We start from the raw sequence: 21,875 nt of genomic DNA, 5'->3' as shown, positions 1-21,875 counted from the left end.
CGGTTCCGTCACCCTTCGTTCCGGGTAGCGCGTTCGGTGAGCATCCGGACCAGCCCCGGACGGTCGGCCTTGCCGCTGGTGTTCAGCGGCAGCGCGTCGAGGTGCTCGTACTGCTGCGGCACCATGTGCACGGGCAGCTTCTTGCGCAGCCAGGTGCTCAGCGCGCCGCGGCCGAACTCCTCGGGGCCGGTGTGGAAGGCGACGAGGCCCGCGCCCGGGCCCTGCGGCGATACGACGACGACGGCCTGGTCGATGCCGGGGTGGCGGCGCAGCACGGTCTCGATCTCGCCCAGCTCCACGCGGTAGCCGCGGAGCTTGACCTGGTTGTCGAGCCGGCCCAGGTGCACCCACGCGCCGTTCTCCAGGCGGACCCGGTCCCCGGTGCGGTAGTAGTGCGCGTCGGTCAGCTCGCCCGAGCCGTCGAACACGGTCGCCACCGGGCCGCCGGGGGTCTCCTCGACGGACACGAACCGGCCCGCGTCGTCCTCCGGGGCGTAGTAGCCGGCGAAGCGCTGGGAGCCGCGCACCACGAGCTCGCCGTCCTCGGCGGGGCGGCCGTCCTCGTCCAGGACCAGCCACTCCAGGAAGGGGTAGACCGGGCCGATGGGCACCGTGTCGTTGGAGGTCGCGGGCCACTGCTCAGGGTCCGCGGGCAGTTCGTAGCCGGCGCAGGCCACGGTGAGCTCGGTGGGGCCGTACACGTTGCCGATGACCGCGCCCGGGGCGATCCGCCGCCACGCCGCGGCCTGATCGAGGGTGAGCTGCTCACCGATGAAGAGGCTGTAGCGCAGCGTGTCCGACACGCCCGTGAACAGCTTGCCGAGGCTGCGGCTGACCGTCACCACCGAGGGCACGGAGAACCAGTGGGTGATCCGGCGGCCGATGAGGTAGTCGACCGGCGTGAGCAGCTCCGTGCGCTGCGGCACCACGAGCGTCGCGCCCGCCGCCCAGGTCACGAAGAGGTCGAAGACCGAGGGGTCGAAGGTGAGGTCGAACGTGTGCGAGACGCGGTCGCCCGGCCGCACGTCGTAGCGCTCCACGGAGTGGGCGACGTACGCGGAGGCGTTCCGGTGCCGGATCGGCACGCCCTTGGGGCGGCCCGTCGAGCCCGAGGTGAACAGCAGGTAGGCCACGTCGTCCAGGTCGCCGCGGTAGGCGGGCAGGCCGCCGCCGGCCTTGGCCTCGGCCACGTCGGCGGCGGTGAGGGTGATCACCTGGTGTTCCGACCAGCCCTCGGAGTCGGATACCTGCGCCGCGCCCGACTCGTCCACGAGCACCACGTCGATGCGGGCTAGGTCGCAGGTGGCCTGGTTGCGGGTGACGGGGAAGCGCGGGTTGAGGGGGGTCACCACCGCGCCCAGGCGCAGCGCGGCCAGGTAGCCGGCGTAGGCGACGTGGCTGCGCATGGCGAGCAGCGCGACGCGCTCGGGAGCCTTGCCGTGCTCGCGCACCAGGAGCTCGGCCAGGGCCTCGGCCTGGGCGTGGAGCTCGCGATAGGTGTACGAGGTGTCCTGCACCTCCAGGGCGGTGTGCTCCGGGTACCGGTCCACCGCCTCCTGGAACCAGGCGTAGAGCGTACGGGCGGTCATGCGGGTTCTCCTTGTGCTGAGTGAGGGCCGGACCCGCCGCCCGGCGGCAGGGGAGCGGCCGCCGGGCGGCCCGCCTGCGCGGGGAAGTGGTCGAGGGCCCAGTAGCGCTCGCGCGGGAAGGGGTAGGTGGGCAGCGGCACGCGCCGGCCGCGGCGGCCCGCGAGGGCGGCCCAGTCGACGTCGACGCCGTGCAGCCAGGCCTCGTGCGCCAGTTCCTCGACGGATTCCGCGAGGTCCGCGGGCCGGGCGGCCAGCCGCACGACCGGGCCCGTGCGGTCGCCCGGGTCGAGGCCCTCGCCCACCAGGACGGTGAAGGCCCGCTCGGGCACGTCCGCGACGGCGTCGTAGCGGGCGCTGCGGCGCGGGAAGGCGGTGGCGAGCAGGTCGAGGAGCGCGGTGGCCCCGGGCGCGTCGGCGGTCGCCACGACGACCGCGAGCAGGCCCGAAGGGGCGGCCCGTCGCGACCGCACGGCCGGGTCGGCGGCGTCGCGCAGGGCGGCGGCGAGGCGGGCGGGGCTGTCGGCGGGGACGGCCACCACGCGCCGCTCGGGGAAGGCCCGGCGGCCCGTGCGCAGGGTGTGGGCGAGGTCTTCCGGCCGTACGGCGCCGGACTCCGCGACCTCGGCCAGCCGCCGTGCCACGGAGTCCAGCTCCGCGCCGTTGCGGGCCGAGAGGACGAGGCGCACGACGGGCCGCTCCGGTGCCGGCGGGCGCACCGGCGCGGGCGGCGCGGCGACCACGGCGACCGCGTTGTTGCCGCCGAAGCCGATGTTGTTGACCAGCGCGAACCGCTCCTCCCCGGCGAGGGGCCGCGGCTCGGTCGTCACGTGGAACGGGCTCTGCGCGAACGCCCGCGGCTCGCGGGGCTCCTTGAACAGCGGATGCGGCACGAGCCGGCCGGTGCGCACCACGTGGACGGCGCTGAGCAGCCCCGCGAGGCCCGAGGCGGGCCCGGTGTGCCCGATGTTGGCCTTGACCGAGCCGAGCGCGATCCGGCCGGCCGGGACTCCGGGGCCCAGGCCCGCGGTGAGGCCGCGGATCTCCAGGCGGTCCCCGATGGGCGTGCCGACGCCGTGCCCTTCGACGTAGCCCACCTGGTGGCCGCTCACTCCGGCGACGTCCAGGGCCCGGCGCACCACGGAGGCGATGCCCGCCGCGCTGGGCGCGGTGAAGCCGGCGCGATCCGAGCCGTGGTTGCCCACGGCGGTGCCGCGCAGGACCGCGAGGACCGGGTCGCCGTCCGCCAGGGCGTCCGGCAGCCGGCGCAGCGCCACCGCACCGACACCCGAGCTGTAGAACGTGCCCGACGAACTGGCGTCGTACGAGCGGCAGTAGCCGTCCGCGGACAGGCTGCCGTCGGGGCGGCGCCGGTAGCCCGTCTCCGGTTCGAGGACCGTGGCGCCGCCGGCCAGGGCGAGGTCGCACTCGCCCGCGAGCAGGCTCAGGACCGCGGAGTGCACGGAGTACAGGGCCGAGGCGCAGGCCGCCTGGACACCGGCGGTGGGGCCGCGCAGGCCCAGCTTGTAGGCCACGCGCGCGGGCATGAAGTCCCCGAGGCCCCCGAGGTGCAGCGGCAGGTCGCCGAGCGCCGCCGGCCAGCCGTCCCGCTGCGCCGTGGCGGCCAGCAGCCGTGCCGAGTACGGCCCGGCGTGGCTGCCCGCGAAGACGCCGGTGGCCGTGCCGGAGCGGGCTCCGTGACCGGCGGACTCCAGGGCCTCCCAGCACACTTCGAGGAAGAGCCGCTGCTGCGGGTCGACGGCCTCGGCCTCGGCCCGGGAGTAGCCGAAGAACTCCCCGGCGAAGTCGGCGGCCCCGGACAGCCGGGCGGCCTTCCGGACGAACCCGGGGTCGGCCCAGGTCCCGGGCCCCACCCCGGCGGCGAGCAGGTCCTCGTCGGAGAGCTCCCGTACGGAGACGGTGCCGTTCTCGAGGTTGCGCCAGAACTCCTGCGGGTTCGACGCGTCGGGGAAACGGCACCCGGCGCCGACGACGGCGATGTCGGTGTCGCGGCTCACGCCTGCGCCACCCCGCCTCAGTGGCCGCGGGCCAGGAGCCGGCCGCGCCCCTCGGCCGCGTCGTCGGCGGCGTCCGCCCCGGCCCCGGGGACGGCGAGGCCCGCGAGGAACTCGGCCTGGGCCTCCACGGTTGAGTGGTCGAACAGCTCGGCGGCTTCGATCTCGCGGCCGGTCAGGCGGTTGATCCGCTCCAGGAGGACGATGAAGAGCAGGGAATCACCGCCGGCCTCGAAGAAGTTCTCGTCGACCGGGACGTCCTCCTGGTCGAGCACCTCGGCCCAGATCAGCCGGATCTCGTCGAGGAGGTCGTGTGCGGCGGTGCTCATGGGATTCCTTTCGGGGCGTGCCGGTCCGCGCCCGGGCACCGGTAACCGGTGTTCAGGGCGGCTCGGGAGGCCGTGGACTCCGCTCGTGCGGAGCCGGAGGACGCATGGGTGAACGGCGGCCCGGCGGGCTCGCGCGGGGCCGGCTCGCGCACAGCGCTCGCTCGTGCGGTGCGCGGGACCACGCGGCTGAGCGCCGGAGCCGCCCGTGAATGCATACTCCGCGGTACGGTTTTCCCCGTCAAGGAATCCCGGTCGAACGGGAGTTAGGGAGCCTCGCGGCTCAAGCGGGCGTCTTGGTGCCCTCCCCGCTCTCCCGGACGGCTTCGGCGCCGTCCCCGGCCGCCGCGCCGGCTTCCTCGGCCGCGGGCCCGGGGTGCGCCGGAGCCTCGCGGTCCAGCCGCAGGTTCCGTACGCCGGGGACCGCGGCCGTGCCCACGCAGACCACCGCGACCAGGACCGCGGCGGCCGCGAAGGGCACCCGCTCGCCCCACAGGGACAGCGCGACCGGAGCGAGGACCACGCCGAGCGGCTGCGCGGCCAGCGACACCAGCCAGTCGTAGGAGCTGACCCGGGCGAGCACGCCCTGCGGGATGACCGTCTGGACGGTGGTGTCCCAGGTGGGGTTGAGGAAGCCGAGCGCGGCGAGGGCGACGCCGTAGCCGGCCACCAGCAGCGGCACCGGGGCGCCGGCGGCGAACAGGCCGAGCGGCAGCGCGTAGCTGGCGAGGGCGATGTTGCCGACGAGCACGGGCCGCTTCGGGCGGGCCCAGCCCGACAGGAGCGAGCCGGCGAGGAGACCGATGCCGCCCGCCTGGGTCACCGCGACCCAGGCGCCCTCGCCGCCGAGCCGCTTCACGGCGATGAGCGGGCCGAGTGTGAGCAGGATGTTGGCGACGAAGTTCCACACGGCGTGCGCGATCAGGCTGGTCCAGTACCAGTCCCTGGCCCGCACCTCGGCGAACCCCTCGGTGAGGTCCGCCCGGATCGAGGTGCGCGCCCGGGGGGCGGGGGCGGCCTCGGTCAGGCGGACCGTCAGCATCAGGGCGGCGCTGATGCCGAAGGCGGTCGCGTCGACCACGAAGACCCAGCCGTAGCCGACCGCGAAGATCAGGGTGCCGGCCAGGGCGGGACCGGCCAGCAGGGAGACGCTCTTGGCCACGCTCATCAGGGAATTGGCCTTGATCCGCTGCTCCCCTGCGGCGGGCACGATCTTGGTGACCAGCGGCGAGAGGTTGGACAGGCCGACCGCCGACGCCGCCCCCGCCACGGCCTGGGCTATCGCGATGTGCGTGACGCTGGGGTCGTCGCCGAGCAGTTCCACGGCCACCACGGCCTGGGTGACCATCCGCGTGAGGTCCGCGGCGAGCGCGACCAGGCGGGTGTTGAACCGGTCGGCGACCGCACCGGCCACCGGCAGCAGCACGAGCCGGGTGCCGAGGGCGCAGCCCAGGACGACGGCCAGCAGCGTGGCCGAGCCGGTGACCTGGACGACGGCCAGGCTCAGCGCGGTCGGCACCAGGGCGTCGCTGAGCGTGGACATGGTGCGGCTGATGAAGAGCAGCCGGAAGTTGCGTAGCCGCAGGGGATGGGTCATCCGGCGAGATTAATTCGACGTCGCAATATTTGACAACGCACTTTATGGCGACGAAGTAAAATGTGTCCATGGCTGAGCGCGACTCCGTGGACGAACACGTCACCCGCTGGCAGGAGATCCTGCCGACCCTCGATCCGGTGGTGGAAGGCGCGGTGACCCGGATGTCGGTGCTCGTCAGACACTTGGGCCGGGCCAAGGAGGCCGCCCTCGCCGAGCACGGCCTGCAGAGCTTCGAGTACCTGACGCTGCACGCCCTCGCCGGCCGCGGCGGCCGGGCCACGCCGTCGGAGCTCGCGGCCGCGATCAAGCTCTCCCCGTCCGCGATGACCAGCCGTCTCGACGGCTTGGAGCGGCGCGGCTTCGTCCGGCGCGAGGCGTCCGCGGCGGACCGCCGCAAGGTGACGGTCGAGCTCACCGGTCCGGGGCGGACCGCCTGGCAGTCCGCCCTGGAGACCGAGGGGCGCGAGGAGCACCGCATCCTGCAGGCCCTCGACCCGGCCGAGCGTGAGCTCCTGGTCGACCTGCTGCGACGCGTCCTCGTCGAGGCCGAACGCGAACCGCGCTTCGGAGCCTGAGCAGGCCCGGCCCGGAGGCCTCCGGGCCCCGCCGTCTGCGGTCCCTGCCGCCCGGTCGGCCCCTGCTAGCCGGCGCGCCGGGCGCCCGCCGACTCCTGCGTGCGGCCGAGCTCCCGGGCGAACCGCTCCCACTCCTGCGCGTAGGAGTGGGCCAGGTCGGCGACGGTGACCGCGCAGTGCGGCGGCACGGAGGCGAGCAACTGCTCGCCGGCTTCGATGTCCAGGGCCTGCGTGCTCAGCCAGCGCAGCAGTGCGCGCCCCGACTCGGTGAGCTTGAGCGAAGGGTCGTTGACCAGCCTCCGCAGCACCGTCGCCCGGCTGCGGCGCACCTCGTGCGGCCCGGCCGCGGGTCCGGCCGGGGCGGTGGCCCGGCGGGCCGCCGCCGACTCGGGCTCGCCGCACTGCATGCGCCGGTGCACGTCATGGGCGGTGCTGACGGAGATCCCCGCGTGGGCCGCCACCTCGCGCAGCGGGACCCCGGGGTGCGCGGCCAGCAGGGCCCGGGCGGCCTCCCGGCGCCGGGCCGGGTCGAGCGGCCGGGCCCGGCCGTCCTGGCCCACCCGGGTGTTCGGCTGAGGAATTTCCTCGCACGAACGCCTTCGGGCCGCGCCCACGGTCTTCGGCGACAGGTCCGTTATCCGGGCGATCGCCCGGTCCGACCAGGCGGGATGGGTGCGCAGGATCCGCTCGGCCGCCGCCTTGCGGTCCTTCAGGGTCAGCGGCAGGCCGTGGCCGATGTTCGCCGCGACGGCCCGGACGAACACCTCGTCGGCCGGCCCGTCCAGGTAGCGGACCGCGATCTCGTGCTCGCCGCGCAGCACCGCCGCTCTCAACCGGTGCATCCCGTCGACCACTTGGCGCGTGGCGCGGTGCACCAGGATCGGGGCGAACTCCCGGGGCGACTGGGCGAGGGCCTCGACGTGCTCCTGGTCGATGCCGCCGAGCCGCGGAGAGTCGCCGCTGCGCAGGGAGTCCACGGGGACCCTGCTCACCGGGTACGACGCGGACCATAGTCCTGGCCCTGACATCACAGACAGTTTCTCCGCCCCTGCGTGCGCCTTCGACAACGCAGGCCCCCCTTCGCTCACGTGCGGCAGCGCCCCACGCCTCCCCTGTCGGCCATCACCCAAAGATCAATTGCCAGGTTTGTCAAGCGTCGGCAGGGCTGGTTGCGGGCTTACGAATCGAGTAGGTTCCCTCACGGCTCGGCCGGCGTCGGCGCCCGTGCGGATCAGCCGCAGAACAGCGAGGCGAAGGAGGGCGACTGCCCGGCAGTGGCACCATGACGGCCATGCGACAGCGAGCTAGGTATCTCCCGGAACAGCCGGGATTCGGCGCCCGGTTGAGGGAGATCAGGCAGGCCCGCGGCATGATGCAGGCGGAGCTCGCCGGCCCGGGCATGTCGCCGGCGTACCTCTCGCGCCTCGAATCGGGCAACCGCCCGCCGACCGAGCGGGCCCTCGCCTACCTCTGCGACAAGCTCGGCGTCCCCGCCGAGGTCTTCGGGCAGGAGAACCCCGACGAAGCGGCGCAGCGGCTCGCCGTGGTGCTGTCGGGAAGCGTCGCCGAGGACGCGGACGTCGTCCCGCTGCTGCTCGAAAACCTGGAACGGCCCGCCGAGATGGACCCGGCCGTGCGCTGGCAGGCGCTGTGGGTCCTCGCCGAGGCCTACCGCACACAGGGCGACCGGGAGCAGGAGGAGCAGACCCTGCGGGCCCTGATCGCAGTCGGCGCGGAGATCGGCAACCCCCGCCTCGAGGTCCGCGCCCGCGTCCAGCTCGCGCGGTACCTGCAGGCCTGCGGCCGGAACCGGGAGGCGCTGGACGCCGCCGGGACGGCCCATGCCGTCACCGCCGAGCGGGCGATGCCTCCGTTGGACTCGGCCCGGGCGCTCCTGGTGCTCGTATCCCTGGAGGCCGACGCCGGACGGATCGCCGAAGCCGCCGCGCACTCGGATGAGTTACTCGCCCTCGTGGCGGAACTGCCGGCCCGGCTGCGGGTCGAGGCGCTGTGGACGGCGAGCACGGTGCGCATCCGCCAGAAGCGGCGCTCCGAAGCCGTCCAGCTCCTCGAACAGGCGATGTCCGAACTCACCTGTACCGGCGGCGATCTGACCCTCTGGCTGCGCCTGCGCCTGGCCGTGTCCTGGCTATACCTGCAGATGGCCCCGCGCGACCTGGGCGGGGCCGAGCGCCGGCTGCGCGAGGCCGGACCCGCCGTCGAGCTCCTGGGCTCCACGACGTACCAGCGGGAGTTCTTCGCCCTCTGCTCGTACCTCGCCTTCCACCGGGGCGGCGACGCCCGCCCCGGTTCCTGATGGCCGGCGCCGTCGCTCATCCGCACCCCTGCGCCGTGCGTACGCGCCGGGGCCCCTGCGGCGATCCCCGGTTCCGGCAATCTTCGACGAACACCGTTTCGATGTCTCCTATACCCTGAAACGCCACCCCTGCAGGAACGGAGCACCCCCGCCATGTCCCGGCCTCGGCCCGACGTCACGGTCATCATCGCCGCGTACAACGCCATGCCGTACGTGACCGGCAGTGTCGGTTCCGTTCTGGAGCAGTCGCTCGGGGCCGACCGGATCGAGCTGATCGTGGTCGACGACGGGTCCACGGACGGTACGGCCGCCGAGCTGGACCGGCTCGCGGAGCGGGCGGGGCCGGGGATGCGGGTCGTTCATCAGGCGAATTCCGGGGGGCCCGCGGGGCCGCGGAATCTTGGGCTCGAGCAGGCCACCGGGCGCTACGTGTACTTCCTCGACGCGGATGACCGGATCGGGCCCGAGGCCCTGGAGCGCATGGTCGCCGCGGCGGACGAGAACGGGTCCGACGTCGTGCTCGGGCGGATCGTGGGGGAGGGCGGGCGGCGGGCGCCTCAGTCGATGTTCCGGCGGAACCAGCCCAAAACCGATGTTTTCGCCTCCCGGGTCTACTGGACGCTCAACCCCATGAAGCTGTTCCGCCGCGAGCTGATAGACCGGCTCGGGCTGCGCTTCGACACCGGGCTGTCGATCGGCGAGGACCAGCCGTTCGTCGCCACCGCCTACCTCCAGGCCGCCGCGATATCCGTCGTCGCCGACTACGACTGCCTGTACTGGGTCGCGCGCGAGGACGGGAACAACATCACCGCGCAGGAGCACGGCGCGCGGATGCGAATAGACCTCTTCCGGATGATGGCGGGCCTCGTCGCCGAGCACGTGCCGGCCGGCCCCGACCGCGACACGCTGATGCACCGGCATTTCGCCGTCGAGCTGCGCGACGCCGTCCTCCAGCTGAGCCGCGAGCCGCAGCGGGACGTCCAGGACAAGCTGCTGAACGAGCTGTCCGACCTGGTCACGCTGCACTGGAGCGAGGGCCTGGCCGCGCGCCTGCCCGCCGTGGTCCGCCTGCGCTGCCACCTCATCCGCCACAGGCTCCTCGACGAGCTCCTCACCCTCGTCCGCTGGGAGCTCGACCGCGGCGCCGCCAGCTACGGCATCACCACCCTCGCCGCCACCGCCTCCGCACTCCCGGACCTCCTGGTCGAAGGCGGCCGCGCCTACGCGCTCCACCCCTACTTCCGCGACTCCACGCTCAACATCCCCGACGACTGCTACGACATCACGGACGAGCTGCGCGCCCGCCACCGCGTCGACTCCGCCGAGATCAACACCGCCGGGCTGCGCCTCACGGGGCACGCCTACATCCACCGCATCGCCACGCGCGACGTCACCACCGAGCTCGTCCTCCGCAAGCGCGGCACGGACACGGAGCACCGCCTCCCCGTCCACCACACGGCCACCCCGGGCCTGGGTGCCGAGGAGGACGGCGGGCTGCACGACTACGACGTCGCCGGGTACGACGCGACGATCGATCTGGCGTCGCTGACGGCCGGCATGTGGGACATCTCGCTCGCCGTCGGCGCCCAGGGCATCGTCAAGAACGCCCGCCTCGGCAGCAGCCGCGCGGAGTCCGTGACGACCGCGACGACGATGCTCATCACGGACGCGGGCACGGCGGTCGCCCTCTTCACCACCAAGCCCTACGGCAACCTCACGCTGGACGTCGGCGAGACCCGCCACCGCGTACTGCCGCGCCTGCGCGTCACCGGCGCGAAGTGGTCGGCCGACGGCCCCGCCACCCTCTCCGTGAGCGGCCGCTGCACGCTGGAGAGCCTGCCCGCGGGCGCGCTGACGGTGCGCGCCAAGGGCCCGAAGGGTGCCGAGCAGACGATCCCGGTCGAGCCGTCGGCCGCCGACGGCACCTTCACGGTGCAGGTGCCCTGCACGACCGCCGGCGAGTGGGAGCTGACGCTCCGCCTCGCCGTGGCCGGCAAGGAGTGGTCCGTTCCCGTACCGCCGCAGGCGTCGCTGAAGCCGGCGCGCTGGCAGCGGCTCGGCCTGCCCTGGTACGCGAAGCCGCTGCCGGGACGGGATGCGCTGGCGCTGCGCGTCGGGCGCGTGGAGCTCCTGAAGGCCGTACGGGGGCGGCTGAAGCGGTGACGCGGCGCCGGTAGGCCTGCGGTCCGAGCGTCCGGGTGCCCGAGCGTCCGACCCCGAGCGTCCGTGGGGCCACGGGCCCACGCACACTCGGAACAGATGCCTCCGGTTGCTCGGTTTTCTCCCGCAAACCCCGATCCCATCTGCTGACCTGCGGATCTTTACGGTTCTTTGCGATGCTCGGGGGTCGCCCGGGCCTCCGTCACCCTCCGTGCTCGCGTAATCTTGATCTTGGTCGTGCGGTCCCTCGGCCGCGGTCTCCGTCGTGCGGCCGGGACCGTGTCGTGTCCGAGGAGGGGGAAGCACGTGGGGGAGTTAGGGCCCAAGCTGCGGGCGGCGCTGGAGGGGGTGCCGGCGAGCAAGCCGCGGAGCTCTGCGGGGGTTCCTGCGGAAGCCGCAGCTGAAGCTCCCGGGGAGCAGCGGCTCCGGCAGTCGCAGTCGCAGCCGGTGTACAAGCTGTCCGCGAACGAGAATCCGTATCCGCCGCTGCCCGGCGTGATCGAGCGGGCCGTGGCCGGCGCACAGGGGATCAACCGCTACCCGGACCTGTGGTGCGGGGAGCTGACGCGCGAACTCGCCGCGCGCTTCGACGTGCCGGAGGCGCACATCGCGACCGGCACCGGCTCGGTCGGCGTCACCCAGCAGCTGCTGCAGATCACCGCGCAGCCCGGGGACGAAGTCCTCTACGCCTGGCGGTCCTTCGAGGCGTACCCCGTCCTCACCCGCATCGTGGGCGCCCGCCCCGTCGAGGTGCCGCTGGCGGCGGGCGAGGTGCACGACCTCGACGCCATGGCCGCAGCCGTCACCGGGCGCACCCGCCTCATCTTCGTCTGCAACCCCAACAACCCGACCGGCACCATAGTGCGCCGGGCGGAACTGGAGCGCTTCCTCGACCGGGTGCCCTCCGATGTCCTGGTCGTCCTGGACGAGGCGTACATCGAGTTCGTGGCGGACGAGGACTTCCCGGACGGCATCGAGGTCTACCGCGACCGTCCCAACGTCTGCGTCCTGCGCACCTTCTCCAAGGCGTACGGCCTGGCCGGCATGCGCGTGGGCTTCGCCTTCGCGCACGAACCTGTGGCCGCCGCCCTGCGGAAGACGGCCGTCCCCTTCGGCGTGACGCAGTTCGCGCAGGATGCCGCGGTCGCGTCACTGCGGGCCGAGGCCGGGATGCGGGAGCGCGTGGAGGCCCTCACCGCCGAACGGCGGCGGGTGAGCGCGGCGCTGGCGGAACAGGGCTGGGCCCTGGAGCCGTCGCACGCCAACTTCGTCTGGCTGCGGACGGGGGAGCGCACGGACGACTTCGCCGCGCTGTGCGAGCGGGAGGGGATCCTGGTGCGGGCCTTCAGCGGCGAGGGCGCGCGCGTCAGCCTGGGGGAGCCCGCCGCGAACGACCGGTTCCTTTACGTCGCCGAGCGTTTCCGTAAGGAGTTGCCGGGCCGGTAACCGGCCCGCATTTCCCGGGAATTCTTTCTCCTCGTGTTACCCCGGCCTGCCGCCCCGCCTTATTTGCCGCAGGCCGGAACAGGCCTGCCCGAAATCAAGAGAAGTGCCTTACCGGAAGCCCCATTTCTGTGACATCCGCCACCGTTGACTGATCCCGGCGGGTCGATCAAGGATTGGCGAATACGGATACGAATACGAATACGAGTGCGAATGCACGGAGATCGGTACGGGAGGATTCCTTGGGCACCCACCAGGATGTGCGCCGGCAGCGGAACGTGATTCTGGTCGACAGTTACGAGACTGCCGAGCACGGAGTTCCGCAGACTGCCCGCCACATCGCCCCGGCCTTCATTCATGCCGGATATTCGTGCGTGCGCGTCCAGAGTTCCGCGAATCCGCCCGCCGTCTACGCGTCCTCGCGCCCCGCGCTGGAGAACTACGTCGCCAACCTCGTGCACGACGGCGACCTCGCCCGGACGGTCGCGGAACTGCGTGCCTACGACCCGGTGGCCGTCGTGCCCGGCGGCGAGTACGGCGTGGCGTTCGCCGACGTGCTGAGCGAGGCCCTCGGCCTGCCCACCAACGGGACCGCCCTCAGCCGGGCCCGCCGGGACAAGGCCGAGATGGCGGAGACCGTACGCCGGGCGGGTCTGCGCACGGCGGAGCAGCTGCGGGCGGAGAGCGAGCAGGAGCTCGTGGACTGGCACCGCAAGCTCGGCGGCCGGATCGTCGTCAAGCCGCTCTCCAGCGCGGGCGGCGACGGGGTCGCGTTCTGCGACACCCCCGAGCAGTCGGCGGCGGCGTTCCGCCGCATCGTCGGCGCGGACGACATCTTCTCGCGCCCCAACACTGCCGTGCTGGCCCAGGAGTACCTGGTCGGCACCGAGTACATCGTCAACACGGCGAGCCTGGACGGCGCCCACCACGCCGCCGAGATCTGGCGCAGCTCGCGCTTCAGCGTCAACGGCATCCGCGACCTGTCGGGCGCCTGCTACATCGTCCCGCGCCGCGGCGAGGTGCAGGACCAGCTGGTCGAGTACGCCTTCGGGGTGCTCGACGCGCTGGGCATCCGGCACGGTCCGGCCCACGTGGAACTCAAGATGACTCCGGACGGCCCGTGCCTCATCGAGGCCGGCGCGCGGCTGTCCGGCGGCGACCTGCCGCACTACGCGCGGCTGGCGGCGGGCGAGTCCCAGCTCGACTGGGCCGTCGACGCCTACGTACGGCCCAAGCGCTTCCTAGCGCGCCGGGGGGAGCCGTACGAGATAGACCGGTACTTCGCCTGGGTGGCGCTGATCTCACCGGCCGCCGGGCGGCTCAAGAAGTACCGGAACACCGAGGAAATCCGTTCACTGGAGAGCTTCCGCGAAATGTGGGAGCTGGTCCGGCCGGGGGAGGAGATTGTGCCGACCGTGGACGACACCACATACCCCGTCATCATCAATCTGATGCACGAGGTGGAAGAAGTAGTGCAGCGCGACATGGGAACGATCCGATATCTGGACGGGGCGGGATTCTATGAACTCGAGGGATGATCACCGGCTCCGTCCGTCGGCCCGTCCGTCCGCCCGCCCGACGGTACGCCTGACGGTTCACCTGAACGACGTCCCCGAGGAGTGCACATCGTGACCACGCAGACCATGGACGTGAATTCAGTCGTGAATTCGGTCGTAAATTCAGGTGCAGGCTCGGACGTTGATGAACTGATGGCGGCGGCTTCCTTCAGCGCCTACATCGACACGGCCACCCGCTACGCCTCGGTCGCCACGCTGGCCGACGACCCGGCGGGGCTCACGTGCAGCGTCACCGTGGGTACGCGCTGGGCGGCGACGGGCAAGGCGAGCCGGCTGCTCGGCTACCCCTCCTTCGAGGAGGCCGCCGCTTCGGTCAAGGACGGCCGGAACGACGCGCTGCTCGTGGCCGGCGCCTACCCGGAGATCCGCACGTTCTTCTTCGACCCCGAACTGCGGGCCGTGGAGGCGTTCGTCGGCCCGCTGCCGGACATGGTCTTCGCCGCCCCGCCGCAGGACGCGGACCTGGAGCGGTTCGAGGTCGTCCACTACCACCCGGCGACCAGGAAGCTCTTCGAGTCGCGCGTGAGCGGCCGGACCGGGGAGTCCTTCCACGCCACCTCGAACAGCGCCGCCTGCAAGGCCGCCCTGGCCCACGGCGGCCGCGCCGCCGCCATCACCAACGCCACCTGTGCGGACCACTACGGGCTGAAGGTCATCGAGGTGCTCTCCGCCGGCACCCCCATGAGCTTCGTCGTCTTCGAGCGGAGAAAATAACCGGATGTCAGAACTCCTCCGTACGGTGATCGCCGTCGACAAGTCCCTGGAAGCGGGCGCCGTCGCCAACGCGACCGCCATCGTGATGGGCCAGCTGGCCCGTGTCGACGCCAGGATCTACGCGGACGACGTGCGGGACGGCGACGGGATGCACCACGCAGGCATCCGCTTCAACACCGTCGTCCTCTCGGGCCGTACCAGTCATCTCCTGCAACTGGCCGAGTCCGCCCGGGCGGAGGGGCTCGCCCCGGTGGTGTTCACCACCCGCGGCCAGGCGCTCAGCAACAGCTTCGACGACTACCGGGCCATGGTCGAAGAGGCTTCCTCCGGGGAGCTCGGCATCTGCGCGGTGGGCGTCGTCGGCGAGGACGCCGGCATCCGGGCGCTGACGAAGCGCTTCAGCGTCTACAAGGGCTGACCCAGGGCTGACCCGCCCGCCCCATGCGGGTGCGCCGGACGAGCCGTGACGGCCCGTCCGGCGCTCACGCGTGTCATTGGTCCTGACGGGTGACGATTGTCCCTAGGATTGTGGGATGCATATAGCGAGCACGTTCCCCGGAGGGGTGAGCCGGTGAACAGGTCCGAGGCCACCGACGAGCAGTGGGAGGGTCTGGCCGAGGTCGTCCCGCTCCGTGGTCACCACGCATGGCCGTCATGGCCCAATCACAGGGCGCTGCCCGAGGACGAGCAGCAGCCCGATCCCAACCAGCGGCGCATGGTCGTGCTGCGGGTGCAGGTCTTCGCGGACGCCCGCGAGGTCGCCGAGCACCTGATGGCCCGGGTGCCGGTCCTGCTGGACCTCACCGGCGCCGACACGGACGTCGCCAAGCGCATCCTCGACTTCTCCAGCGGTGTCGTCTTCGGCCTGGGCAGCGGCATGCACCGGGTCGACACGAACGTCTTCCTGCTGGCCCCGGAAGGGACGGAGGTGGCGTCGGGATACCCCGATCGTAGGAAAAGTGATCAGCCGAAACGGTTTGGCTGAATATCTGTCACATACGGTCCGGGCATGGACACACGCTGTGCCCGACCGGACGCTCCTCCCGCCGTCGCTGCCGTTAATTCCGCTGCTACGTCTGCTACCTCTACTTCCTCTACTTCCTCTACTTCCTCTACTTCCGCTGCTACCGCTGCTTCCGTCCCTTCCGCTCCTGCCCCCGTTCCTTCCGGCGGGCAGCGCCCCGCGGTGACCGAGTTACGGCTCTCCGCCTTCAAGTCCCACCGCAACGCCGTCTTCGCGCTCGGCCCGCTCACCCTCTTCCGGGGCCCGAGCGGCAGCGGCAAGTCCAGTGCTCTCCAGGCCTACGGAGCCCTCGCCCGGCTCGCCGGAGGCGACACCCTGGAGGAGGCCCTCGCCACTGTCGACGGCGGCCCGGAGGCCTGCGTCCCGCTGCAGGCCCGCCCCGACGCACAGGGCCGGCGCGGCTTCCGCATCGGCTGCACCGTCGGAGGGCCCCTGGGCCCCGTCCGCCTCGACGTCGCCGTCCAGGCCGAACCCGAGCTGCGCATCGTGGGCGAGCGGATGACGGCCGCCGGCCGCACCCTGCTCTCCACGGCCCTGCGCGATCCCGGCCGCCGCGCCGTCGAGGCCGCCTGGCACACGGCCGGCGCCGTTCCCGTCACCCGCGCGCCCCTGCCGGACGACCGGCTCGGGACCGCTCTGCTGCCCCTGCGCGTCGCGGGCAAGACCGCCGGTCAGCGCCTCGTCCTCGACGCTGCCGAACAGGTCGTCGTGGCGCTGCGCTCCGTCTTCGCCTGCGATCCCCGCCCCGGGCTCATGCGGCTGCCCGCCGCCGCGGGCGACGGGCTGCTGCGCGGCTCCTGCGACAACGCCGCGGCGGTTCTCGGCCGTACGCGCCACGAGTGCGCGACCCGCCACGCGGCGCTCGTGGCGGCGGTGGGCGCGGGGTGCCGGGTGCCCGTGGACGAACTGGCGGTACGGGAGCTGGGCGACGGCCTCGTGACGGCTCGGCTGGAGCGGCGGTCCGGGGCGGCGACGCCACTGGAACGGCTGGGGGACGGCGAGTTGCGCTACCTCGCCCTCTGCCTCGTGCTGATGACCGGTCCGGGGGTGCTGGACATGGACCCGGCCGCCGAGGTGCTGCAGGCGCGGCAGACCCTCACCGTCCTGGCGGACGGCTTCGACCGCTGCCTGGACGCGCGGCAGGCGCGCGAGCTGCTCGACCTGGCGGTGCGGATGGGGGAGCGGGGACACGTCCGGCTGGTGGCGGCGGTGCACGGGGGCGCGGATCCCTCGCATCCCGCAGGGGATCCGGCCCTGCCGGGGATCTCGGTGGTAGATCTTGGGGGTGAATCCTGAACACCGAGAAGAGGGGCGCGGCGGCGGAGAGGGCGAGCTGCAGGTGCTGCAGCGCCGCCTGGCCGACTTCGCGGCGGCGCGCCGCTGGCTTCCCTACCACACGCCCAAAAACCTCGTTGCCGCCTTGAGTGTCGAGGCGTCCGAACTCGTCGAGATCTTCCAGTGGTTGACGCCGGAGGAATCGGCGCGGGTGATGGAGAGCCCGGGAACCGCCGCCCGGGTCGAGGACGAGGTCGCGGACGTGCTGGCGTATCTCCTGCAGTTCTGCCAGGTGCTGGGCATCGACCCGGCGGAGGCCCTCTCCGCGAAGATCGAGCGCAACGAGAAGCGGTTCCCGCTGCCGGATCAGCCGATGGAACCGGACCGGCCGGATCAGCCGACTTAAGCCGGCCGACTTAACCCGGCCGTCCGGACCAGGAAGCTCCGGATACGCCAGATCGTCACTCTCCGGAGTGATTGAGTTATCCACACCCCATCTGGTATCCACAGATTTCTGAATTCCCCTGGCGTTTCCGGCGGTTAGTCATCACTCTGGGTAGTGAGCCGGTGTGGGCGCGGCGCAGTCGGAAGCGCAGTTGAAGGCGCAGTCGGGAAGATGGGGATTCAGGCCATGGATGCAGTGCGGCTCATCGGAGCCACCCGGACGGCCCTGGCGCAGGCCGGGGCCGTCCACGACATCGTCACCGAGGCATGGCAGACGCAGGCGCTGGCGGGAGCGGTCGGCGGCCACCTCGCGGTGCACGGGCCCTTCGAGGCCCGCGCCGCCGCGGGGAGTCTGAGCGAGGCCGGCACCCGTGCGTCCGGCGCGCTGCGTCACACGCTGCGCGCCGGAGCGATACGGGCCGGGCAGCTCACCGAAGTGCGCGACCCCTGGGGAGCGTTGGCGGGGCTCTGCGGGCTCCTCGGCGAGGTGGGCATCGCCCTGGTGGGTGTCGCCTGCTCCTCCGGCGAGGACGCCATGTACTGGCAGTGCATAGAGGCGATCGACGCCGCCGACGAGACGAGCGACAGGGTCCGCTGGTTACAGAGACGGCTCGCGGCACGCGAGCGGGAGGGTGGTGCCGCGTGAGGCGCGGGCGGTCAGCGGGCATCCCCTCCGTCGACGGACGCCGGGCGTCCGCCGCGCGGCTGCAGATCGGCGTCGAGCTGCGACAGGTCGGCGTTGAGCGCGGCCATCAGCTCCTCCATCTGCTGCAGCAGGCCCTTGGGCGCGCCCGGCTGCCGGGCGGCGGGCTGGGCGGGCACCGTTTCGTCGGGCACGGCTTCCTGGGTCATCGCGGCCTCCTCGGCCCCGGCCCTCCCAGTGCGGGAGAGCGGTGTTGCGGTCGTCGCCTCCGGCAGAGCACACCGGTGCGCGGGCCGGGCGGTCCGGCTCCGCCCGAGCCAACGACCACCGGCCGCGGCGGACACTGGCCGGGGCTCACCCGTCCGGCGGGGGCGGCGGAATTTCACCCGACCGGGGTGGGTGGACCGGGGCAGGGCACGGTCGGTTGACGCGCGTGCGGCAGTGCAGGATGGGGGGCATGGATCTGCGAATCTTCACCGAGCCCCAGCAAGGGGCGAGCTATGACACCCTGCTGACGGTCGCCAAGGCCACCGAGGACCTCGGCTTCGACGCCTTCTTCCGCTCCGACCACTACCTCGCCATGGGATCCGCGGACGGCCTGCCCGGGCCGACGGACGCCTGGATCACCCTGGCGGGGCTCGCCCGTGAGACGCGCCGCATCCGGCTCGGCACCCTGATGACCGCGGGCACGTTCCGGCTGCCCGGCGTGCTGGCCATCCAGGTGGCGCAGGTGGACCAGATGTCGGGCGGGCGGGTCGAGCTCGGCCTGGGCGCCGGCTGGTTCGAGGAGGAGCACAAGGCGTACGGCATCCCCTTCCCCAAGGAGAAGTTCGGGCGTCTGGAGGAGCAGCTCGCGATCGTGACGGGCCTGTGGGAGACGGAGGCCGGGCGGACCTTCGACTTCGACGGCACCTACTACCAGCTCACCGACTGCCCCGCGCTGCCCAAGCCCGCACAGCGGAAGGTGCCCGTGCTCATCGGCGGCCACGGTGCGAAGCGCACGCCGCGGCTCGCCGCGAAGTACGCCGACGAGTTCAACATCCCCTTCGCCTCGGTCGAGGACAGCGAGCGGCAGTTCGGCAGGGTGCGGGCGGCCGCGGAGGAGGCCGGCCGCAAGGGTGACGAGCTCGTCTACTCCAACGTGCTCGTCGCCTGCATCGGCAAGGACGACGCGGAGGTCGCGCGCCGGGCGGCGGTCATCGGGCGCGATGTGGCCGAGCTCAAGGAGAACGGCCTGGCCGGTTCGCCCGCCGAGGTCGTCGACAAGATCGGCCGCTATGCGGCCATCGGCTCCTCCCGGGTCTACTTCCAGATCCTGGACCTGGACGACCTCGACCACCTGGAGCTGATCTCCTCGGAGGTCCAGTCCCAGCTGGGCTGACGCCGGCCCGGCGCCGCCGCACGACCGAGGAGCACCTGTGACGCCCGTCCCCACCACCCCTCTCGCCGACGCGCTGGAGCGCGGCCCGCTCGTCCTCGACGGCGGGCTGTCCAACCAGCTGGCGGCGCAGGGCTGCGACCTGTCCGACGCCCTGTGGTCGGCCCGGCTGCTCGCCGACGACCCGGAGCAGATCGAGCAGGCCCACGCGGCGTATGTACGGGCGGGCGCCCAGGTCCTCATCACCTCCAGCTACCAGGCCACCTTCGAGGGCTTCGCGCGGCGCGGCCTGGGCCGTGCCGAGGCCGCGGCGCTGCTGCGGCGCAGCGTGGAGCTGGCGCGCGGCGCCGCGGAGCGCGAGGCCCCCGGGCGGGAGATCCGGGTCGCCGCATCCGTCGGCCCCTACGGCGCCTTCCTCGCCGACGGCAGCGAGTACCGCGGGCGTTACGGCCTGAGCACCGCCGAGCTGGAGCGCTTCCACCGGCCTCGGATCGAGACCCTGGTGGAGGCCGCGCCCGACGTCCTCGCGCTGGAGACCGTGCCCGACGTCGACGAGGCGGAGGCGCTCCTGCGGGCCGTGGCGGGCTGCGGGGTGCCCGTGTGGCTGTCCTACAGCGCGGAGGGCGAGTGCACGCGCGCCGGTCAGCCGCTGCGCGAGGCGTTCGCGCTGGCCGCCGGGAACGACCAGGTGGTCGCCGTCGGGGTCAACTGCTGCACGCCCGCCGATGCCGGCCCCGCGGTGCGGCTCGCGGCGGAGGCCGCGCGGAAGCCCGTCGTGGTCTACCCCAACAGCGGCGAGCAGTGGGATGCCGAGGCCCGGTCCTGGACGGGCGAGCCGGCCTTCGCGCCCGACTGCGTCACCGAGTGGTACGAGGCGGGTGCCCGCCTCATCGGGGGCTGCTGCCGCGTGGGCCCGGCCGAGATCGCCTCTCTGGCCGACGCCCTCGGCGCCGGGCCAGGCCGGGGCCTGAGGGCCTGACGCCTTCGCCGCGGAGCCGTTGTCAGACCCTCCCCCGAGTTCCGGCTCCGCTACGCCCAGGCCGGCATCGAGCCCTTCGGCGACGTCCGCCGGCCCGCGCGGCTCGCGGAGGTGATCCCGGGGTGGCACCGACCGCCTCCCCGGCCGCCTCAGTAGCGACTCCCCGTCTCAGTGGCACCTTCAACACCGCTTCACATCAGGCCAGTTGGTGCAACCGCAGGTCCGGGCCACGGGTTCACCACTAGCGTGGACGCGGACGTGAGAGATGCGTCGTGGGGGATCCAGGACCGGGGGTGGGGAATGTCCCAGGAATCCGCTGAGACGACCGTCAGAGTGAGGCCGCCGGATCTGGCGCCCGGCGCGGTGATCGCCCAGTCCCTGGACAACCAGTGGGTGACCGCGGAGCTGACCAGGGAGATGGTCGCGGGCGGGAGATCGCTCGGCGAGGTCGGGGGCGCGCGGGAGAAGGAGGTGCGGGCCGAGTACTTCCGCAGTCTGATCAACACCCGCCAAGTGGTAGCCAACCGCGTGTTCTTCTACAACAACGCCGCCGTCAGCCGCGACCTCGTGGAGGGCGGCGCGGCCCGCCGCGCCCATCAGAAGCTGCTGGCGCAGGCGGCCCTCGTCCCGTACCTGCTCAACGAGCGCGATCCGGCCGAGCGCCCCAGCACCGGGCTGGACTTCGACGAGCGGGCCTTCACCGCTTGGCAGGAGACGCTCGAAGGGATGCCGGCCGGCGAGCGCGTCAAGTGCGTCCGGTTCTCCTGGGAGGACCAGGAGAACCGGGACGCCACCAGGAGCGCCCTGTTCAACGCCTTCGCCGCGCGGGTGCAGGGGCTCACCGCGAAGGACATCCCCCTGCTCGCCGCGCAGGTCGGCGTCCCGCAGCGGCGGCACGCGGCGTTCGCCGCCCGGATCGGGGAAGTGGTCGGCCTCAGCAACGAGCGCAGCATCCGCGGCGACCTCGTCACGCGCAACGTGCTCTACGAGGAGTTCGTGACCGTGCCGGGCACGGCCGTCTCCGAGGGCAGGTACGACAGGAACAAGCCCTTCGCGGCGGAGATCAAACAGCTCCTCGACCTCATCTACAACGTCAACCTCGCCGACGCCCTCGGCATGTATCCGCTCACCCCGGCCGGCAGTCTGCGGAGGGTGGCCCTCCAGGAGTGGCGCGACGTCCGTACGACACCCGCCGGGACGGTCACCGACCCCGAGCAGCTCCTGCTGTTCCTGCAGCGGCAGGCGTTCTCCACGGTCCAGGACCGGCTCGCCCTCACCCCCGCCGCGGTCGACGCGCTCGCCCTGGAGGACATCTGGAGCCTGCGGCAGAGCGACTCGTGGAACGCCTACATACGCGCCTTCGACGAGCTGACCGCCGACCCGGCGTCCTTCCACGAGCGCGTCGGCCCCGTCTTCGACCGCTACGTCAGGCTCAACTCCGAGATCGTCCGTCTCGCCGAGGCCCGCGGCGACAGCCGGGCCCGCGCCAACAAGTGGCTGCCCGTCATCGAGGTCGTCGTCACCGTCGGCGGCGCCGCCTTCACCGCCGTCACCGGCGACGAGGCCTGGAGCGTGGCCGGCAGCCTCGGCGGGGTCTCGGCCAGGTACGGCGGATCCGTGCAACTGGTGCTGCGCAACAGGCTGGAGGGCCGGCGCGAGCAGAAGTTCGCACGGGAGATGGCCGCGGTGCGGTTCGACGGCGCGCGGGAGTGGGAAAGGTTCCACGACATGGTGCGCAAGCTGCCCGGGTACCGGGAGGAGGGCGGCTCCCCGGCCGCCACCGGCTCCGCCACCGTGCAGGACGAACTCCCGGAGTACTGAG

Annotated in this window: 20 protein-coding genes; 14 read left to right on the top strand and 6 right to left on the bottom strand. The window is 72.7% G+C overall.

The features are described 5' to 3' along the window. Positions 1-8 precede the first annotated feature (8 nt). The 4 genes from NQU55_RS18970 to NQU55_RS18955 all read right to left on the bottom strand — a co-directional run bounded on the left by NQU55_RS18970 (position 9) and on the right by NQU55_RS18955 (position 5,524). Positions 9-1,589, bottom strand: coding sequence for an amino acid adenylation domain-containing protein (locus NQU55_RS18970; protein WP_168094291.1), 1,581 nt, complete (start codon positions 1,587-1,589; stop codon positions 9-11). Beyond that, a complete protein-coding gene (locus NQU55_RS18965) occupies positions 1,586-3,604 on the bottom strand; it encodes a beta-ketoacyl synthase N-terminal-like domain-containing protein (RefSeq protein WP_168094290.1) in 2,019 nt (672 codons plus the stop codon). Before NQU55_RS18965 ends, NQU55_RS18970 begins: the two co-directional genes overlap by 4 nt. Positions 3,605-3,621: 17 nt before the next feature. Beyond that, a complete protein-coding gene (locus NQU55_RS18960; protein WP_168094289.1) occupies positions 3,622-3,930 on the bottom strand; it encodes an acyl carrier protein in 309 nt (102 codons plus the stop codon). Between the two features lie 280 nt (positions 3,931-4,210). After that, positions 4,211-5,524, bottom strand: coding sequence for an MFS transporter (locus NQU55_RS18955; protein WP_168094288.1), 1,314 nt, complete (start codon positions 5,522-5,524; stop codon positions 4,211-4,213). A gap of 68 nt (positions 5,525-5,592) precedes the next feature. Between NQU55_RS18955 and NQU55_RS18950 the strand changes: the two genes are divergently transcribed. After that, a complete protein-coding gene (locus NQU55_RS18950) occupies positions 5,593-6,099 on the top strand; it encodes a MarR family winged helix-turn-helix transcriptional regulator (RefSeq protein ID WP_256790875.1) in 507 nt (168 codons plus the stop codon). Positions 6,100-6,164: 65 nt separating this feature from the next. Here NQU55_RS18950 and NQU55_RS18945 read toward each other — a convergent pair whose 3' ends face one another. Further along, positions 6,165-7,091 (bottom strand): ParB/RepB/Spo0J family partition protein, encoded by a 927-nt coding sequence (locus tag NQU55_RS18945; protein WP_256790874.1) that lies wholly within the window; start codon positions 7,089-7,091, stop codon positions 6,165-6,167. A 299-nt stretch (positions 7,092-7,390) separates the two neighbouring features. Between NQU55_RS18945 and NQU55_RS18940 the strand changes: the two genes are divergently transcribed. The 10 genes from NQU55_RS18940 (at position 7,391) to NQU55_RS18895 (ending at position 17,699) form a co-directional block, all read left to right on the top strand. Then, positions 7,391-8,416 carry a helix-turn-helix domain-containing protein gene (locus tag NQU55_RS18940; protein ID WP_168094963.1) on the top strand — a complete coding sequence of 342 codons (1,026 nt, stop codon included), beginning with the start codon at positions 7,391-7,393 and terminating at the stop codon, positions 8,414-8,416. A 153-nt stretch (positions 8,417-8,569) separates the two neighbouring features. Beyond that, entirely contained in the window at positions 8,570-10,579 is a 2,010-nt protein-coding gene (locus NQU55_RS18935; RefSeq protein WP_168094962.1) for a glycosyltransferase family 2 protein, read from the top strand. Positions 10,580-10,882: 303 nt separating this feature from the next. Then, positions 10,883-12,022 carry a histidinol-phosphate transaminase gene (gene hisC, locus NQU55_RS18930; RefSeq protein ID WP_168094961.1) on the top strand — a complete coding sequence of 380 codons (1,140 nt, stop codon included), beginning with the start codon at positions 10,883-10,885 and terminating at the stop codon, positions 12,020-12,022. 257 nt (positions 12,023-12,279) lie between these two features. Then, positions 12,280-13,557 carry an ATP-grasp domain-containing protein gene (locus NQU55_RS18925; protein WP_308402252.1) on the top strand — a complete coding sequence of 426 codons (1,278 nt, stop codon included), beginning with the start codon at positions 12,280-12,282 and terminating at the stop codon, positions 13,555-13,557. A 90-nt stretch (positions 13,558-13,647) separates the two neighbouring features. After that, on the top strand, positions 13,648-14,310 hold the full coding sequence (locus NQU55_RS18920) for a type 2 periplasmic-binding domain-containing protein (protein WP_168095911.1): 663 nt from the start codon (positions 13,648-13,650) through the stop codon (positions 14,308-14,310). 4 nt (positions 14,311-14,314) lie between these two features. Further along, a complete protein-coding gene (locus tag NQU55_RS18915; protein WP_168095912.1) occupies positions 14,315-14,728 on the top strand; it encodes a DUF2000 family protein in 414 nt (137 codons plus the stop codon). Positions 14,729-14,881: 153 nt separating this feature from the next. Further along, on the top strand, positions 14,882-15,295 hold the full coding sequence (locus tag NQU55_RS18910) for a cell division protein SepF (RefSeq protein ID WP_058042284.1): 414 nt from the start codon (positions 14,882-14,884) through the stop codon (positions 15,293-15,295). A gap of 24 nt (positions 15,296-15,319) precedes the next feature. Continuing rightward, on the top strand, positions 15,320-16,630 hold the full coding sequence (locus NQU55_RS18905) for an AAA family ATPase (protein ID WP_168095913.1): 1,311 nt from the start codon (positions 15,320-15,322) through the stop codon (positions 16,628-16,630). Next, on the top strand, positions 16,620-17,015 hold the full coding sequence (locus tag NQU55_RS18900; RefSeq protein ID WP_372504743.1) for a nucleotide pyrophosphohydrolase: 396 nt from the start codon (positions 16,620-16,622) through the stop codon (positions 17,013-17,015). Before NQU55_RS18905 ends, NQU55_RS18900 begins: the two co-directional genes overlap by 11 nt. A gap of 225 nt (positions 17,016-17,240) precedes the next feature. Beyond that, complete coding sequence (locus NQU55_RS18895; protein ID WP_168095914.1) at positions 17,241-17,699, top strand: DUF6099 family protein; 459 nt, start codon at positions 17,241-17,243, stop codon at positions 17,697-17,699. Between the two features lie 11 nt (positions 17,700-17,710). Here the strand turns inward: NQU55_RS18895 and NQU55_RS18890 are convergent, their stop codons facing one another. Next, complete coding sequence (locus NQU55_RS18890) at positions 17,711-17,905, bottom strand: hypothetical protein (RefSeq protein ID WP_168095915.1); 195 nt, start codon at positions 17,903-17,905, stop codon at positions 17,711-17,713. A gap of 248 nt (positions 17,906-18,153) precedes the next feature. On the opposite strand from NQU55_RS18890, the gene NQU55_RS18885 reads away from it, so the two are divergent. From NQU55_RS18885 to NQU55_RS18875, 3 genes are all read left to right on the top strand, one after another. Beyond that, the gene (locus NQU55_RS18885) at positions 18,154-19,077 is read left to right on the top strand and encodes an LLM class F420-dependent oxidoreductase (RefSeq protein ID WP_256790873.1); all 924 of its coding nucleotides are present in this window, start codon (positions 18,154-18,156) and stop codon (positions 19,075-19,077) included. A 37-nt stretch (positions 19,078-19,114) separates the two neighbouring features. Continuing rightward, complete coding sequence (gene mmuM / locus NQU55_RS18880) at positions 19,115-20,053, top strand: homocysteine S-methyltransferase (RefSeq protein WP_168095094.1); 939 nt, start codon at positions 19,115-19,117, stop codon at positions 20,051-20,053. 333 nt (positions 20,054-20,386) lie between these two features. Then, positions 20,387-21,874: a hypothetical protein gene (locus NQU55_RS18875; RefSeq protein WP_256790872.1), complete on the top strand. Its 1,488-nt coding sequence runs from the start codon at positions 20,387-20,389 to the stop codon at positions 21,872-21,874. Position 21,875: the final 1 nt, after the last annotated feature.

Origin of the sequence: Streptomyces telluris (genome assembly GCF_024519335.1) — a bacterium.
Lineage (GTDB): Bacteria > Actinomycetota > Actinomycetes > Streptomycetales > Streptomycetaceae > Streptomyces > Streptomyces telluris.
This window is presented reverse-complemented; position numbering and strand designations above follow the sequence as displayed.

Excerpts from the sequence above, each read along its gene's own strand:
- NQU55_RS18970 (WP_168094291.1), bottom strand. The coding sequence starts at position 1,589 with ATGACCGCCCGTACGCTCTACGCCTGGTTCCAGGAGGCGGTGGACCGG.
- NQU55_RS18960 (WP_168094289.1), bottom strand. The coding sequence starts at position 3,930 with ATGAGCACCGCCGCACACGACCTCCTCGACGAGATCCGGCTGATCTGG.
- NQU55_RS18955 (WP_168094288.1), bottom strand. The coding sequence starts at position 5,524 with ATGACCCATCCCCTGCGGCTACGCAACTTCCGGCTGCTCTTCATCAGC.
- NQU55_RS18950 (WP_256790875.1), top strand. The coding sequence starts at position 5,593 with ATGGCTGAGCGCGACTCCGTGGACGAACACGTCACCCGCTGGCAGGAG.
- NQU55_RS18940 (WP_168094963.1), top strand. The coding sequence starts at position 7,391 with ATGCGACAGCGAGCTAGGTATCTCCCGGAACAGCCGGGATTCGGCGCC.
- NQU55_RS18935 (WP_168094962.1), top strand. The coding sequence starts at position 8,570 with ATGTCCCGGCCTCGGCCCGACGTCACGGTCATCATCGCCGCGTACAAC.
- NQU55_RS18915 (WP_168095912.1), top strand. The coding sequence starts at position 14,315 with ATGTCAGAACTCCTCCGTACGGTGATCGCCGTCGACAAGTCCCTGGAA.
- NQU55_RS18905 (WP_168095913.1), top strand. The coding sequence starts at position 15,320 with ATGGACACACGCTGTGCCCGACCGGACGCTCCTCCCGCCGTCGCTGCC.
- NQU55_RS18895 (WP_168095914.1), top strand. The coding sequence starts at position 17,241 with ATGGATGCAGTGCGGCTCATCGGAGCCACCCGGACGGCCCTGGCGCAG.
- NQU55_RS18890 (WP_168095915.1), bottom strand. The coding sequence starts at position 17,905 with ATGACCCAGGAAGCCGTGCCCGACGAAACGGTGCCCGCCCAGCCCGCC.
- NQU55_RS18885 (WP_256790873.1), top strand. The coding sequence starts at position 18,154 with ATGGATCTGCGAATCTTCACCGAGCCCCAGCAAGGGGCGAGCTATGAC.